The organism is Noviherbaspirillum sp., from assembly GCF_036563305.1.
GTDB lineage: Bacteria > Pseudomonadota > Gammaproteobacteria > Burkholderiales > Burkholderiaceae_D > Noviherbaspirillum.
In genome coordinates, this window is sequence record NZ_DATCMQ010000014.1 from 199,767 (window position 1) to 214,946 (window position 15,180).

At 66.5% G+C, this 15,180-nt stretch carries 12 protein-coding genes; 10 read left to right on the top strand and 2 right to left on the bottom strand.

Annotation, left to right across the window (positions count from 1 at the left end):
- The first annotated feature begins 19 nt into the window (after positions 1–19).
- The 7 genes from VIM12_RS13760 (at position 20) to VIM12_RS13790 (ending at position 7,938) form a co-directional block, all read left to right on the top strand.
- On the top strand, positions 20–838 hold the full coding sequence (locus VIM12_RS13760) for a helix-turn-helix transcriptional regulator (protein WP_331942226.1): 819 nt from the start codon (positions 20–22) through the stop codon (positions 836–838).
- Positions 839–944: 106 nt separating this feature from the next.
- Positions 945–2,288 carry an NADP-specific glutamate dehydrogenase gene (gdhA, locus tag VIM12_RS13765; protein WP_331942227.1) on the top strand — a complete coding sequence of 448 codons (1,344 nt, stop codon included), beginning with the start codon at positions 945–947 and terminating at the stop codon, positions 2,286–2,288.
- Between the two features lie 360 nt (positions 2,289–2,648).
- Entirely contained in the window at positions 2,649–3,293 is a 645-nt protein-coding gene (locus tag VIM12_RS13770) for an SGNH/GDSL hydrolase family protein (protein ID WP_331942228.1), read from the top strand.
- A 67-nt stretch (positions 3,294–3,360) separates the two neighbouring features.
- The gene (locus tag VIM12_RS13775) at positions 3,361–4,386 is read left to right on the top strand and encodes an SDR family NAD(P)-dependent oxidoreductase (RefSeq protein ID WP_331942229.1); all 1,026 of its coding nucleotides are present in this window, start codon (positions 3,361–3,363) and stop codon (positions 4,384–4,386) included.
- A 108-nt stretch (positions 4,387–4,494) separates the two neighbouring features.
- The gene (locus VIM12_RS13780) at positions 4,495–5,475 is read left to right on the top strand and encodes a tyrosine-type recombinase/integrase (protein ID WP_331942230.1); all 981 of its coding nucleotides are present in this window, start codon (positions 4,495–4,497) and stop codon (positions 5,473–5,475) included.
- A gap of 131 nt (positions 5,476–5,606) precedes the next feature.
- Positions 5,607–6,653: a MerR family transcriptional regulator gene (locus VIM12_RS13785; protein ID WP_331942231.1), complete on the top strand. Its 1,047-nt coding sequence runs from the start codon at positions 5,607–5,609 to the stop codon at positions 6,651–6,653.
- The gene (locus tag VIM12_RS13790; protein ID WP_331942232.1) at positions 6,640–7,938 is read left to right on the top strand and encodes an MFS transporter; all 1,299 of its coding nucleotides are present in this window, start codon (positions 6,640–6,642) and stop codon (positions 7,936–7,938) included. The genes VIM12_RS13785 and VIM12_RS13790 overlap by 14 nt, the downstream gene beginning before the upstream one ends.
- On the opposite strand, the gene VIM12_RS13795 is transcribed toward VIM12_RS13790, so the two are convergent.
- Complete coding sequence (locus VIM12_RS13795; protein ID WP_331942233.1) at positions 7,935–9,185, bottom strand: putative Na+/H+ antiporter; 1,251 nt, start codon at positions 9,183–9,185, stop codon at positions 7,935–7,937. The two genes, VIM12_RS13790 and VIM12_RS13795, sit on opposite strands and share 4 nt — an antisense overlap.
- 333 nt (positions 9,186–9,518) lie before the next feature.
- On the opposite strand from VIM12_RS13795, the gene VIM12_RS13800 reads away from it, so the two are divergent.
- Positions 9,519–10,904, top strand: a complete 1,386-nt coding sequence (locus VIM12_RS13800) for a tetratricopeptide repeat protein (protein ID WP_331942234.1) — start codon at positions 9,519–9,521, stop codon at positions 10,902–10,904.
- A 430-nt stretch (positions 10,905–11,334) separates the two neighbouring features.
- Here the strand turns inward: VIM12_RS13800 and VIM12_RS13805 are convergent, their stop codons facing one another.
- Positions 11,335–12,669, bottom strand: coding sequence for a polysaccharide deacetylase family protein (locus VIM12_RS13805; RefSeq protein WP_331942235.1), 1,335 nt, complete (start codon positions 12,667–12,669; stop codon positions 11,335–11,337).
- Between the two features lie 542 nt (positions 12,670–13,211).
- Here VIM12_RS13805 and VIM12_RS13810 point away from each other — a divergent pair.
- Both VIM12_RS13810 and VIM12_RS13815 read left to right on the top strand, forming a co-directional pair.
- Positions 13,212–14,189, top strand: coding sequence for a nitronate monooxygenase family protein (locus tag VIM12_RS13810; RefSeq protein WP_331942236.1), 978 nt, complete (start codon positions 13,212–13,214; stop codon positions 14,187–14,189).
- Positions 14,190–14,263: 74 nt separating this feature from the next.
- A complete protein-coding gene (locus tag VIM12_RS13815) occupies positions 14,264–15,151 on the top strand; it encodes a crotonase/enoyl-CoA hydratase family protein (protein WP_331942237.1) in 888 nt (295 codons plus the stop codon).
- Positions 15,152–15,180: the final 29 nt, after the last annotated feature.

Sequence of the window (15,180 nt, forward strand, 5' to 3'; positions counted from 1 at the left end):
GGTTTAACGCCAAAAGGATATGGATCATCGCCAAAAGGACAATCCGGATGCCGGATTCGCCGCGCTGAAGGCGCTGCGCGCCCTGCCGCGCCCGGTCTACGGACACGCCGCGGGGCTGCCGAACCACGCCATCGGGCAGCGGCATTCCCACCCCTGGGTGCAGCTCTCGTACGCGGTGGAGGGGCTGCTCCAGGTCACGACCGCCGCGGGCCGGTATGCGGCGCCCCCGCTGTTCGCCGTCTGGATCCCGGCGGGAATGCCGCATGCCGTGCGCTGCGCTTCCAACACGGAAATCCGGAGCCTGTACATTGCCTCGGCGATGCTCCCGGCCCAGGGCGCGGCATGCCGCGTGCTGGTGGTCACGCCACTGTTGCGGGAGCTGGTGCGCGCCTTCGGCGAGCTGCCGGTCGAGTATGACGAAGGCGGTCCGGAGGGCAGGCTGGTCGCCGTGCTCCTCGACCAGCTCGCCGCGGCGCGCGAAATCGGGCTGACGTTGCCGTGGCCGGCGGACCGCCGTTTGCGCAAGGTGTGCGTCTACCTTCACAAGAACCCGGAGTGCCGCAAGGGGCTCTATGACTTCAGCACGCAGCTTGGCGTATCGGAAAAGACCGTCAGCAGGCTGTTTCTCCAGGAGACGGGATTGACCTTTCGTCTTTGGCGCCAGCGGTCGCGGCTGCTCGCTTCGCTGCCGCTGCTGGAGCAGGGGATGCGGGTGACGGACGTGGCGCTCAGTTGCGGATACGAAAGCATGTCGGCGTTCACCGCGGCTTTTCGCGAGCAAATGGGCGCCACGCCGCGTGCGCTGTTTTCCGGCCGCGAGGAGGCAGGGCCGGAATGACCGGCCGGAATGGCGGTGCCGCCATCCGCATCCGGAGTGGAAGCGGCCCGGCTGCCCGTGCGACAATCGGTCCGGCACAGAATTCAACGTGAAGGAAAAGATCAAAATGAAATACGCATCCGTACATCAGTTCCTGCAGCACGTGGCAGACCGCAATCCCGGCCAGCCCGAGTTCCTGCAGGCCGTGACCGAGGTGATGGAGAGCCTTTGGCCTTTCATCGACAAGCATCCGAGGTATGCCGACCATGGCCTGCTTGACCGGCTGACGGAGCCGGAACGGATCATCATTTTCCGGGTGTGCTGGATCGACGACCATGGCGACGTGCAGGTCAACCGCGGCTACCGCATCCAGCACAGCATGGCGATCGGTCCGTACAAGGGCGGCCTGCGGTTCCATCCTTCCGTCAACCTGTCCGTGCTCAAGTTCCTGGCGTTCGAGCAGACCTTCAAGAATGCGCTGACCACGCTGCCGATGGGAGGAGGCAAGGGCGGCTCCGACTTCGACCCGAAGGGAAAGAGTCCGGGCGAAGTGATGCGCTTCTGCCAGGCATTCGTCAGCGAGCTGTTCCGGCATATCGGCTCCGATACCGACGTGCCCGCTGGGGACATTGGCGTGGGCGGGCGCGAGGTCGGCTACATGGCCGGCATGATGAAGAAACTGAGCAACCGCGCCGACTGCGTGTTCACCGGCAAGGGACTGAGTTTCGGCGGTTCGCTGATCCGGCCGGAGGCGACCGGTTACGGCACCGTGTATTTCGCCGAGGAGATGCTGAACACGCGCGGTTTGTCGTTTGCCGGCCTGCGCGTGAGCGTGTCCGGTTCCGGCAATGTCGCCCAATATGCGGTCGAGAAAGCCATGGCCCTCGGCGCCAGGGTCGTGACGGTGTCCGACTCCAGCGGGACGGTCATCGACGAAGACGGCTTCACTCCGGAAAAACTTGCCGTCCTGATGGACGTGAAGAACCATCTCTACGGCCGCGTGAGCGACTATGCGCAGCGCACCGGCGCGCGCTTCGAGAGCGGTGTCCGGCCCTGGCACGTGCCGGTCGATATCGCCCTGCCTTGCGCGACCCAGAACGAGCTGGATGCGAACGACGCGGCGACGCTGATCAGGAACGGCGTGCGTTGCGTCGCGGAAGGCGCGAACATGCCTTCCACCATCGAGGCCGCGAAGGCGTTCGAAGCGGCCGGCGTCCTGTATGCGCCGGGCAAGGCCAGCAATGCCGGCGGTGTCGCCACCTCCGGGCTGGAGATGAGCCAGAACGCCGAGCGCATGTCCTGGCCGCGCGAAGAGGTGGATGCCCGCCTGTTGCAGATCATGAAGGGCATCCATGCCGCGTGCCTGGAACAGGGCCGGCGCGCCGACGGCAGCGTCAGCTATATCGATGGCGCCAACGTTGCCGGCTTCGTGAAGGTCGCCGACGCGATGCTGGCGCAGGGCGTGATCTAGTTCCGCGCCACCACCCGCGCCCGCCACGGGCGCGGGTGGCGCCCCATCCGCCAGTATTCCTGTTTCCCATTCCCCTCCCGCCGTCCGGCAACCGTCATCGCGGCGCTGCCTGCCCGGTGCGTCCGTCCGACCGGCAAGGCATCCGCCGCGCCGGTGCAGGCAAGCGTACGGCGAACGGCAAGCGACACCGCTGGTCAAAGAGCAGGTCAAAGCAGAGGTAAACCCGTACCTGTCTACAGCCGACCCGTTCCCGGCGTGGCGGCCGCGGACCGTGGTGTTCCGTGCAGCATGAATGTTTCGCGCCGATCCTTTCTTGTGCAGTCAATGGCTGTCCTTGCCGTACCGGACGCCTTCGCTTCCATGGCACACATCGTCCTTCTCGGTGACTCCATCTTCGACAACGGCAGCTATACCGGTGGCGGGCCGGACGTCATCCGGCAGGTCCGCGAACGGCTGCCGGCGGGATGGAAGGGGACGCTGCTCGCAGTCGACGGCGCCACGACGCGCGGGATCGACACCCAGCTGACGCGCTTGCCGGGGGATGCCACCCATCTCGTGCTAAGCGTCGGCGGCAACGACGCGCTCGGCGCGCAACATATCCTGCGCGCCGGCGTCGGCACCGTTGCCGAGGCCATGACCGTCCTCGCCGAAACCGCGGCCGGATTCGAGGCCAGCTACAGGAAGGTGGCAGACGCCTGCCTGCGCCGGCGATTGCCGCTGACCATCTGCACCATCTACAACGGCAATTTTCCCGACGCGAAATACCAGCAGGCGGTGAGCACGGCGCTTGCGGCGTTCAACGACGCGATCATCAGGGTCGGCATCCGCAACGGCCTCACCGTCCTCGACCTGCGCCAGATCTGCAGCGAGCCGGCCGACTATGCAAACCCGATCGAGCCGTCGAGCCGGGGCGGCGCGAAGATCGCAGCGGCCATTGTCCGCGCCATCGCGGGACCCGCCGGAAGCGACTGGACGGGCGCACGCATCATGGGGGCGCTGCCATGACCCCTGCGCGCGCTTCTCGCCACCCTGACGCCTCCACATCATTCCACTCAAGCAGACGAGGTGCACAATGCCATTTCCCATCGTACCGTTCCTGAGAAACTGTCGGCCATGGCTGCTGGTCCTGGCCGCGATTCACCTGGCCGGATGCGCCGGCCACCAGCTGCGCGCGGACGAACAGGCGCAGGTTGCCGACAAGACCTATGTCGTGACCGGGGCGTCGAGCGGCTTCGGCAGGGGCGTGGCCCAGAAGCTCGGCGCGATGCGCGCCAACGTCGTCCTGGCCGCCAGGCGGACCGAGGTGCTGCAGCAGGTCGAGGCGGAGGTGCGGTCCGCCGGCGGCATGCCGCTGGTGGTGACCACCGATGTCGGCAAGCCCGAGGATGTCCAGCGGCTCGCCGCGGCGGCGATCGAGCGCTTTGGCCGCATCGACGTATGGATCAACAATGCCGCCGTCGGCATCATCGGCCGTTTCGAGGACGTCCCGGTCGAAGACCACGCCCGCATGATCGACACCAACGTCAAGGGCGTGATCTACGGCAGCCATGCGGCGCTGCGCCAGTTCCGCAAGCAGGGCTACGGCGCGCTGGTCAACATCGGCTCGGTCGAAAGCGAATCGCCGCTTGCCTACCATGCGTCCTACTCGGCGTCGAAGGGCGCCGTCATCAACCTCGGGCGCGCGCTCAATGAAGAGCTGCGCCTGGCGGGGCAGGACAAGATCTTCGTTTCCACCGTCATGCCGTGGGCTACCGACACGCCCTTCTTCGACCATGCCGCCAATCACAGCGGCCATGCGCCGCGCATGCCGGCAATGGACGGTCCCGAGAAGGTGGTGGACGCGATCGTCTGGGCCTCGGTCAACCCGCGCGAGGAAGTGCCGGTAGGCTGGAAGGCATCGGCCGCGGTTGCTTCCCACAATGTCTTTCCCGACCTGACGGAGCGCATTTCCGCCACTATCGTCCACAAGTACCAGTTCGAGAAGGCGCCGCCCATGTCGCCCGGCTCCGGCGCGGTGCACAAGCCGATGGCGGAAGGCGTCGGGGTCGATGGCGGCCTGCGCAAGCGGATGGAGGAAGACCAGGCACGCAAGCCGTAGCGCGCCGGTCGGAAAGCAAGCTGCCCCGAGGTCCTGCATGCGCCAGGGCATGTGCGCGAACATGCGCACGGACATGAGCGCGAAGCACGCCTGGGTTACCATTGCGGGATGGCTGATCCGACTTCTTCATCCCTGTTCGACACGCCGCGTATCTGGAACGCGGCGCCGACCGAGGCCTTCGCGGCCTGGCTGGTCTCGGACGCATTTGCGGTCAACCGGCGCGGCGAAAGGCAGCAGTTGCGCGACAGTTCGGTACGGGTCTACCGGGCGATGTTCTCGAAATTCGCGAGAGAGGTGCTCGTGCCCGAGGACGGACGGCCGCCGAAGCAGCTGCCGGCCGTCAGCGCAGACGACATCCGCCGCTTCCTCGACACGAATGCGCTCACCAAGGGCATCCGCCACCGCTACATCAAGCTGCTCGAGCGGACCTTCGACCACCTGGCTTCGATCGGCATGATGGAAGCCAATCCCGCGCGCGGCCTGGCGATACGCCAGCCGACCCGCTCCGGCGCAGGCAATGAAAAGACCATGTGGCTGAGCCAGGCGCAGCAGGACGCGGTGCTGGCCGCGCTGCCGTCGGGCGAAGGCTGGAAGGCGCAGCGCAGCCGGGCGATGATCGCCGCGGTCCTGGGCGGGGGCCTGAAGGTCAGCGAAGTCATCCGCCTGCCGATCAACAGCGTCGGCGCGCGGCAGGAGGACGGCAGCCTGCTGCTGGACGTCTATCCCGCCGGCGCCGGCAGGATGCACAGGACCCGCGTGTCGGCGCAGGTGGCGGGCATCCTCGCGCAGTGGCGCGCGACGCGGGAGGGGCTGCCGCTGCCCGGCAAGCTGCTTTTCCCGGCCGGCCCGACCGGCGGCGGACTGCATCCGGCAACGGTCTACCGGCAGGTCAAGGCGGTGCTGGCGGAGGCCGGCATACCGGAGGACCTGGTCAAGCGACGCGGCGCCCGCACCCTGCGCAATTCCTTCGCCATCCGGCAGCTCGAGACCGGCGCCGCTCCCGCCCTGGTGGGCGAATACCTCGGCCACCGGGCGGACCGCTCGACCCGGTACTACACCGACCTGCTGCCGAAGAACCGCAAGGGATAGGCGCGACTCGGGCCGCTGGCCGGCCTCCGGCCCCGACCCCACGACCCCACGACCCCACGACGCCGCGGCACAGCACCTGCTTGACCCTGACGTGGTGTGAGGCTTTATGCTTCTCCCAAATGGAGAACCCTATGCTTCTGAAAATCGGCGAGCTCGCCAGGCGCACCGGGCTGACGGTGCGCACCTTGCACCACTACGACGCGATCGGGCTGTTGCGCCCGTCGGCGCGGTCCAGCGCCGGCTACCGGATGTACGACCGCGGCGACGTCGCCCGGCTCCACCGCATCCAGGCCCTGCGACGGCTCGACATCCCGCTGGCAGAGGTTGCTGCCCTGCTGGACGGCGGCGGCGCCGAGCTGGAGACCGTGATCGACCAGCAGATCGTCGCGCTCGACCGGCAACTCGCGCGGGCCGCCGACCTGCGCGGCCGGCTCGCGACCCTGCGCGACCATATTCGGGCGAAGGAAGAACCGGTGCTGGAGGACTGGCTGGCGACGCTGGCGATGATGAACTTCTATGACCGCTACTTCACGCCGGAGGAGCTGGCCCGGCTGCAACGCAACGGCGGCGGGCACGACCGCGGCTTTGCCGAATTGAGGGAACAGCTGCGGGAGGCGATGGATGCCGGCGAAACGCCGGGCAGTGCGCGTGTCCTGTCGCTGGCCGAGCGCTGGATCGCCCTGTCGGTGCAGCAGATGGGCAGCGACGCGCGCCTGATGCACAAGGTGCACCAGCTGCACCAGCAGGAGCCGGACGTGCCATTCATCACCGGGATCGACGCGGCGCTGCTGGACTACATCACGCGCGCGACGGCGGAATTCCGCTTCAGTCTCTATGAACGCCATATCGGCGGCGCGGCCGTCGCGCAGGCGCGCGCGCCGTTCCTGCGCCATTACGTGGAGTGGCCGGCGCTGTTTGCCGAGGCCCGCGAACTGCAGGAGCAGGGCGCCGATCCGCTGGATCCGGCCGCCCTGGACCTCGCCCGGCGCTGGCTGGCGCTGTTCATCGCCATCTGGGGCATCGACGAAGGGCTGCACCAGCAGGTGCTGGCGGTGAATGCCCGCGAACCGGCGCTGATGAACGGACTCGGCATCGACGACGCTGCCGTCGGCCTGGTCCGCGCCAGCATCGCCCACCTGAGAACGCAAGGAAAGAACACTTCACATGAAAAACGATAACCCGCCGCCCCGGCTGTTCGGCAACAGAAACTTCCGCTGGCTGTTCGCCGGCTCGCTGGTATCGCAGCTTGGCGACCAGTTCACCCTCATCGCGCTTCCCTGGCTGGTGCTGCAGCTGACCGGCGACCCGCTGGTGCTGGGCACGGTGCTGGCCGTCATGGGGGTGCCGCGCGCGCTGCTCATCCTGCTCGGCGGCGCGCTGGTGGACCGCTACTCGCCAAAGCAGGTGCTGATGCTGTCCAAGTACGCCTGCGTCCTGCTGCTCGCCATGCTGGCGGCGCTCACCCTGGCGGGCAAGCCGGACCTGCGGATTGTCTATGCGCTTGCGCTGGCCATCGGCGTGGCGAGCGCATTCAGCCTGCCATCGGCCACATCGATCCTGCCCACGGTCATGCCGCCGCAACTGCTCGGCCAGGCGACCGCGCTGATGTCCGGCGTGCGGCAGCTGGCGCTGTTCGCGGGGCCGCTGCTGGCCGGCGTGCTGATCGCCGCATTCGGCGATTTGGCAACGGCAGGCGCCGCCGACCGCGCGGGCCTCGCCGGGATAGGCATCGCCTTCGCACTGGACGCCGCGACTTTCGCGCTGTCTGCCTGGACGCTCTCGCGGGTAACGCCCCTGGTTGCCGCGGTCGCGCCGCCTGCGAGGGAGGCTGCGCCGGTCTGGGCCGCGGTCGGTGAAGGACTTCGCTACTGCTGGCGGGACAACAGCCTGCGCGTGTGCTTCTGCTACTGGGCGGCGGTCGCGTTCTTCATCACCGGCCCGGTGCAGGTCGCCATGCCGGTGCTCGCAAGCGAGGTTGGCGGCAGCGCGAGCGCCTTTGGCATGCTGGCCGGCGCATTCGGCGCCGGCACCCTGATCGGCATGGCGTTTTCCGCGCTGCGCCCGGGTTTTCGCCTCGGCAGCCTGGGCACCACCATCCTCGCGCTGGACGCCGCCGTCGGCCTGCTCTTCATGCCGCTCGGCCTGATCAGTGCCACCTGGCAGGGCGTCGTGCTGCTGCTTGCCGTGGGCGCGCTCGGCGGTTTCCTGCAGGTCGTGATCTTCACCTGGCTGCAGCGCTATGTCGCTCCCGCGATGCTCGGCCGGAGCATGGCGCTCTTCATGTTCATCTTCATGGGCATCGCGCCGATCTCCTCCTCGGTGACCGGATGGGCAATGCGCAGCGTCGGCCTGCCGGTGCTGTTCCTTGCCTGCGGTGCGACGCTGGTGGCGATCGTCCTGCTTGCCTTCCTGGCCTCGGGCATGCCTGCGGTTGCCGATGTGGGCCGCACGCCCGCTACCTAGATGAAGAAGAACACGCCGGCAACGAACGTCGGCGGAAGGGCGCCCAGCAGCAACGCGCCGAGGCCGACCGACTCGTCGTTGAAGCCGCCCCTGAGCAAGGCGACACCGGCAGGATTCGGCGCGTTGGCGATGACGGTCAGCCCGCCGCCGACCACGGCGCCTGCCACCAGCATGTACTTCGCCTGGTCGGTCAGGCCTTCGATCAGCGAACCGAGATAGGTCAGCGCCGCATTGTCGGTGATGGCCGTCAGGGCGACTGCCCCGAAGAACATCGCGGTCGGCTCCAGGCTGGACACGATCGGCTGCAGCCACCACTGCTGCATCCCGCCGAGCACGACCAGGCCCGCCAGGAAGAAGCCGACCAGCAGCCCTTCCTTCAGGATCAGCGGACTCTGGTACTGCGGATAGGCCTGGGTGAAACCGAGGAAGAACAGGAAGAACCCCAGGAAAATCACCGGATGGTGGGCGAACACCACCACGCCCAGCAGGAACAGCAGGTGGACGCCGCTGACCCAGGCCGGCATGCGCTCGCTGTTCTCCCGGTCCGCGACCGGATCCTCGCCGGCGAGGTGCGGTCGCAGCAGCATGGTGACCGCGGTGGCGTTGATGACGACGGCGAGCGCCGCCCGCCAGCCGAAGGTGGCCGCCATGAACGACGTATCCCAGTTCCATTTGGCCGCCACCATCAGCACCGGCGGCGCGGCAAAGGAGGTGAGCGTCCCGCCGATCGACACGTTCACGAACAGCACGCCGAGCGCGGCATACTTGATCCACTCGGGTATGCCCTGCCGGAACACCACCGGCGCCAGCATCAGCGCGGCAAGCGTCATCGCCGCCGGCTCGGTGATGAAGGAGCCGATCAGCGGCACCAGCGCCAGGCATAGCCAGGTACGCGCAACCACATTGCGCGCCGGCGCTGCCCGTGCGATCACCGCGATCAGGGACTTGACCGCCGCCAGCACAGGGCGCGAGGCCGCGACCACCATGATGACGAAGACGAACAGCGGTTCCGTGTAGTGACGCGACTCGGCGTACGCGATCGCCTGCTCGCCGCCCTGCAGGAAGGCCATTGCGACCAGCAGGATGAATGCCCAGAGCCCGAATACGACCTCGATTTCCGCCAGCAGGTGGAACAGGCCGGCATGGCGGTCGCTGCGGTCGGCGATGCGGTCGAAGGTCTTTGCCGCGAAGGTATGGATCAGGGCGCAGGCAAAAAGCACTGCGGCGACGACGTTGATGGTTTCCAATAGGTTCTCCGGGAGAGGCGATAGACGGTTGTCGGACGCATCATAGCGTTTGTGGCTTAAGCGGGGATGAGTGCAGGCGGGATGCCATGTTCTCGGTATGGCCCGTTCCACTGCAACTGATACCATCTGGGCGAAGCCACGCCGTCCTGCTGCAGCGACATCGCAAGCGCCGGAGGCATTGCCGCGCTACCCGCATGGCGCGCTGTCGGGCCGGCCCGTACGGGATGTCCGTCGCGCTCTTCATGCCGGAATCACTGCGCGCATCCATTCCTGACGATCGAACAGTTTTTACCCCGACTCCCGATGAAGTCGGTCAGCCACAGAAGAACGAACATGAATTTGTACAAGTATCGCGCAGACACCGAATACACCGCGGAGATCTTCAGGACCAGGAAAGTCTGGTTATCCACGGCCGCCGGGCTGAATGACCCGTTCGAGTGCGAAATGCAGGCGGTCGATGCCGCGTTCCGGCTGGCGCAAGTTCGAAAAATGAAAGAAGCGCAGCTCAGCGGTTTCCTGCTGTCCGCCTTACACAGCACGAAGTCAGGCACGGCCTTCTTCGGTTTGCAGAAAAAGGAAACCAGGCGCTTGCTGCAAGAATTCAAGAACCTGAAGGACTTTGATCGCGCGTACGCGAAATTCAGAAACTTCATGCAGAAGAAGTGCGGAAACCCGCCCTCGGATCCCGACAGCATGTTTGCGTCCACAAGCGAACAGTTGTCCGCCGTAGGTATCTTCAGCCTTTCGCAGGTGCCGGACCAGCCGCTGATGTGGGCGCACTACGCAGATGATCATAAAGGCATCTGCCTGGGCTTCGAAATAACCGACGGTAGCGCGCTGGGAGATGTCGAGCGCTGCCTCCGGGTCGAATATGGCAACGGCGTGCCGGAGTTCAGCGAGCAGCCTATAGCAGCGCTGACACTATCCCTGGACAACAGCGGTGCCGTCAGCACCGCTAGCCGGCTCGCATTTTCCGATCCATCCCTGCGTGCGGCCGTCAGCACCAAGGGGCCGGAGTGGAAGTACGAGCAGGAATGGCGCTACATCGAGCCGATCGGCGGGGCATACGACTGGCCGGCGCCGATAACCGAAATCACGTTTGGCCTTCGCTGCCCGCAAGAGCGCCGCGCGTTTTACATCGGCCTCGCTCGGGAATGCATTCCGAATGAAGTCCGCTTCTACGAAATGAGAAAGGTCCCCAACACCAAATCCTTGGAAAGGGTTCGGCTGGAGGTCGACCCGGCGACGATACCGCAGCACGCAGCCGGCACGAGCATGGATGAAGTGCAGCGTCTGATGCACACCAGGCAGTTCAGCGCGGCGCTGCTTGCCATCGACAGCTTGCAGGGCGAGGGGCAGGTTTCGGCAGAGCTTTGGCGCTGCAAGGGGATCGCGTTGGGATGGGACGGGAGGCACGAAGCGGCGCTGGAATGCTTCAACCGCGCAACCGACCTCGATGACGAAATGTTCTCCGCGTGGTACCAGAAAGGAGTGGCCCTCACACAGCTGGAGCGATTTGACGACGCCATCGCCGCGTATCTGCGTGCCCAACAACTGTGCGCGGACGAGCCGAGCATTGCATTCAACCTGGGGAGCATATTCGCGTACCTGCAGCGATACGGAGAAGCGATAGCGCAGATTGAATCGGCTGTGAAGCTTGGTCATCCCCGGGCCTCCGACCTTCTTGCCCGGGTCAAGGCGCAAATGCCGGGCCCGTGATGCGTGACGGTGCTTGCATGCCGGTCGGTGCGGCCGTGCGTACATCTGCAGCCGATGCATTTTCCATTGACGCAGCGGTCAAGGGGAGGGCCGCGACCGACGCCTTCTCCTGCAGGGCATCCATAATCATCGCACTGCCATGGCGCGCAAATCCTGCGTTGCACGACCGGGAAGGCAGCCGCGCAGGCTGATCCGGCAGCTTCACTGGAACGAACGAATGACCGGCCCCGCACAGATCAAGGGCCCGGATTCCTGTATGCCCGCCGCTGAAGAGACCCTCGGCCGACCGATGCTCATTGGCCGGCGCTCCTCGCATCGCTTGCCGGCCACGAGCGCACGCAGATCGTGAACTGCCGAAGACCGGGCACAAGCCCGGCCACGGTCACGCCAGTGCGCTGGCCGCGCGCTCTGCCTGTCCGGCAGGAATTGCCTAGCGCAGCTTCGACAGGGTGCTTGCCTTGCGCAGGGCGGAAGACTGCGACGCCGCCTCGATCGTCACTTCCTCGCCCGGCCGGACGTTGACGAGCAGCTTTCCGCCGACGACCTTTGCCGGCAGCTCGGCGCCGTGGCGGTCGCTGACCTTGAATCCGCCCGTCAGCGCATCCTTCACCGGGATGGCCACGGTGAGCGGCTCGGTGCAGAGCGCCGCGTCGTACTGACCCTGCAGGGCGACGATGACCTTGGTGGAGGACGACGCCACGACCTCGGCCGCGAGCTGCGTGCGGCAGGTGCGGTAGCGCGCGACATTTGCATAGGTGTCGATCCACAGCCTGGATTCGAACTGGCGGGCGAAGGCAAGATGGTCCTTCAGGAATTGCGAGGTGACCGGACTCCAGCCGTCGCCGTCGACGCCGTGGCCGCCGGCGACCAGCCAGCCGCCCTGGTCGACCATCTGCGACAGCTGCGTGTTGGCGTCAACCAGCGCCTCCTCCAGCGTCGGGGCGTGGGCCAGGTCGAAGAACGCAAAGGCGTAGTTGCTTTCGCCGATATCGAGCTTGCGCACGGAGAAGTGCGTCCTGCTGGCAATCTCCAGGGCCTTCGGGGTGTAGTGGTGCCAGGGGAAGGCCATGGTCAGCGGACGCGTGCCGAGCTTCTGCTCGAGCAGCTTCTGCGCCTCGGTGATCTCGGTCTCCAGGACCTGGTCGGTCAGGGTCGGATCCGACATGTCGATGGTATGCGTCATCGAATGGTTGCCGACCTCATGGCCCTTGGCGATGATCCCCTGCCAGAACTCCCAGCTGGTCGTCGCCTCGACGGTCGTCGGCACGATGTAGAAGGTGGCGCGCAGCCCCGCCTCCTCGAAGATCGTGGCGATCCTGTCGCTTGTCCGGTAGCCGTCATCGAAGGTATAGGAGGCGGCCGCCTTCTTGCCCGACTTGTAGCGGGAGATGCCCACCTTGCTCAGGTCGAGGCACTTGTCGATGGTGGACTTGCATACTGGGTCGGGCACCGGGTCGGGAGGGGGTTCGTTGCCAGGACCCGAACCGCCGCCCGGATCCGAGCCATTCCCCGGATCGGATCCGTTGCCGGGATCCCCTCCCGGATTCCCGCCCGTATCCGGCTTGTCGTCACCGCCCTGGTCCGGGTTGGCGTTCCCGTCGGGCTGCTGCGACCCCTGGGATGGGGCGGGGTCCGGCGATGTCTGGGTGACGGGCGTGATCGTGCTTGGTTTGTCGCTGCCACCGCCGCCCCCGCCGCCGCACGCGGACAGGCTCGCGACCAACGCGATGATCAGACCATGAAGTAGGGGTTGGCGAGTGGGCATGCTGGTGCTCTGAAAGAAGATTGACTGGAAGATCCAAATGTAACGATGGGTTACAAGGGTGGATTTGACGCGCGCGATACTGCCGCCGGCCCACGATTGAGCGAGTGCAAGGGAAAGCGAAGGGAGGGCAATGCGCGGTGCAGTGGAAGCGTCGCGCCCGAAACCTGGTTGAAGTCCGGTTTTGCCTTGCGGAACTGAAATTCGGTGGAAGGCGGCCATGGGCGGCAACCAGGCTTGACGCTCGCTTGCAGGAAGGTCAATAATGAAACCGCGTTTTGCACAGAAGAACTGCGTTCGGTGCGAGGCGCATCGAAGACTGCACCGCCCGGACTGCTGCTTGACGCGCACTTCGGGCAGCCCCGGCGGCAAACCCTTGCAACATGGCGCGCGTCCGCAGACCCGGTCATGGGCGACGCCCCGTTGGGCGGCGACACCGGAGGCAGATCGTCCAGGCGGTTCTGCCCCCGGCTCGCGTCAGAAGCAGGCGAACCCGCCGCGCCGCGGCACCTGCATCACCGGCACCCACTTTCGTCAGAGGATCCATGAAGACAAGAATCACCGAGTTGTTTGGCATCCGGCATCCCATCATTCAGGGCGGCATGCACTACGTCGGCTACGCGCAGCTGGCGGCGGCGGTTTCCAATGCGGGCGGCCTCGGCATCATCACTGCCCTCACGCAACGTACCCCGGCGGCGCTGGCCGACGAGATCCGGCGCTGCCGGGAGATGACCGACAAGCCCTTCGGCGTGAACCTCACCTTCCTGCCGGCGGTGACGCCGCCCGACTACCCGGGCTATATCAAGGCCATCATCGAGGGCGGGGTGAAGGTCGTCGAGACGGCGGGCAACAATCCGCAGAAGTGGCTGCCTGCGCTGCAGGAGGCAGGCATCAAGGTGATTCACAAGTGCACGTCGGTGCGCCACGCATTGAAGGCGGAAGCGATCGGATGCGACGCGGTGAGCGTCGACGGGTTTGAATGCGGTGGGCATCCAGGCGAGGACGACGTGCCCAATTTCATCCTGCTGCCCCGCGCGGCGGAAGAACTGCGCATTCCCTTCGTCGCTTCCGGCGGCATGGCGGACGGCCGCTCGCTGGTGGCCGCGCTGGCGCTGGGCGCCGAGGGCATGAACATGGGCACGCGCTTCATCGCCACCAGGGAGGCCCCGGTGCATGAAAACGTCAAGCAGGCGATCGTCGCCGCAAGCGAGCTGGACACCCGCCTCGTCATGCGCCCGCTGCGCAATACCGAACGCGTGCTGGCCAACGCGGCGGTGGATCGGCTGCTGGAGAAGGAGCGCAGCCTTGGCGCCTCGCTCAGGTTCGAGGACATCGCCAACGAGGTTGCCGGGGTCTACCCGCGCATCATGAAGGATGGCGAGATGGATGCGGGCGCGTGGTCGTGCGGCATGGTCGCCGGCCTCATCCGGGACGTGCCGACGGTGCAGGAACTCGTCGATCGCATCATGGCGGAAGCCGAGGGCCTGATCCGCAGCCGGCTGGCCGCGGCGCTGGACGCCTGAGCCTCGCCTCGGATACGGACGCAGCGAGCCGCATGCGGCTGGCGCCACACAACCGCACAACAACTGGAGACATCATGCCGTTGCCGACTCTTGAAACTACCCTCTACAGCGTGGACCAGGGCATTGCCACCATCACGCTGAACCGGCCCGAGAAGCTCAATGCCTACAACGCGAAGATGCGGGAAGAGCTGATTGCGCTGTTCGACGAGACCGATGCGGACGACAACGTGCGCGTAGTGATCGTCACCGGCGCGGGACGCGCGTTCTGCGCCGGCGCCGACCTGTCGTCGGGCGGCGCGACCTTCGACCGCCAGGCCAACCCCGGCGACCTCTCGCGCGAATCGCTCAAGGTCGGCGACGTGTACCGTGACGGCGGCGGCACCAACACACTGCGCATCTACCAGAGCCTGAAGCCGGTCATCGGCGCCATCAACGGGCCGGCGGTCGGCATCGGCGCGACCATGCAGCTGCCCATGGACGTGCGCCTGGCGTCCACCGAGGCCCGGTTCGGCTTCGTCTTTGCCAGGCGGGGCATCACGCCGGAAGCCGCGTCGTCATGGTTCCTGCCGCGACTGGTCGGGATGCAGACCGCGCTCGAGTGGTGCATGACCGGCCGGGTCTTCGGTGCCGAGGAGGCGCTTGCCCGCGGGCTGGTGCGCTCGCTGCATGCACCCGATGCGCTGCTGCCCGCGGCGCAGGCCCTGGCGCGGGAAATCGCCGACAACACCGCGCCGGTCTCCGTCGCGCTGACCCGCCAGCTGCTGTGGCGCATGGCGGCGGCGCCGCATCCGATGCACGCCCATCGCATCGACAGCCGCTCGATCCAGGCCCGTGGCCAGTCCGATGACGCGCGCGAAGGCGTGACCGCCTTCCTGGAGAAGCGGCCGGCCGCGTTTCCCAACAAGGTCTCGTCCGACATGCCGCCGTTCTTCCCCTGGTGGGACGAACCGCCCTTCGAGTAAGCCTTCTTCAACCGCCTGCATAGCCGATG

Excerpts from the sequence above, each read along its gene's own strand:
- VIM12_RS13760 (WP_331942226.1), top strand. The coding sequence starts at position 20 with ATGGATCATCGCCAAAAGGACAATCCGGATGCCGGATTCGCCGCGCTG.
- gdhA (WP_331942227.1), top strand. The coding sequence starts at position 945 with ATGAAATACGCATCCGTACATCAGTTCCTGCAGCACGTGGCAGACCGC.
- VIM12_RS13770 (WP_331942228.1), top strand. The coding sequence starts at position 2,649 with ATGGCACACATCGTCCTTCTCGGTGACTCCATCTTCGACAACGGCAGC.
- VIM12_RS13775 (WP_331942229.1), top strand. The coding sequence starts at position 3,361 with ATGCCATTTCCCATCGTACCGTTCCTGAGAAACTGTCGGCCATGGCTG.
- VIM12_RS13780 (WP_331942230.1), top strand. The coding sequence starts at position 4,495 with ATGGCTGATCCGACTTCTTCATCCCTGTTCGACACGCCGCGTATCTGG.
- VIM12_RS13785 (WP_331942231.1), top strand. The coding sequence starts at position 5,607 with ATGCTTCTGAAAATCGGCGAGCTCGCCAGGCGCACCGGGCTGACGGTG.
- VIM12_RS13790 (WP_331942232.1), top strand. The coding sequence starts at position 6,640 with ATGAAAAACGATAACCCGCCGCCCCGGCTGTTCGGCAACAGAAACTTC.
- VIM12_RS13800 (WP_331942234.1), top strand. The coding sequence starts at position 9,519 with ATGAATTTGTACAAGTATCGCGCAGACACCGAATACACCGCGGAGATC.
- VIM12_RS13805 (WP_331942235.1), bottom strand. The coding sequence starts at position 12,669 with ATGCCCACTCGCCAACCCCTACTTCATGGTCTGATCATCGCGTTGGTC.
- VIM12_RS13810 (WP_331942236.1), top strand. The coding sequence starts at position 13,212 with ATGAAGACAAGAATCACCGAGTTGTTTGGCATCCGGCATCCCATCATT.
- VIM12_RS13815 (WP_331942237.1), top strand. The coding sequence starts at position 14,264 with ATGCCGTTGCCGACTCTTGAAACTACCCTCTACAGCGTGGACCAGGGC.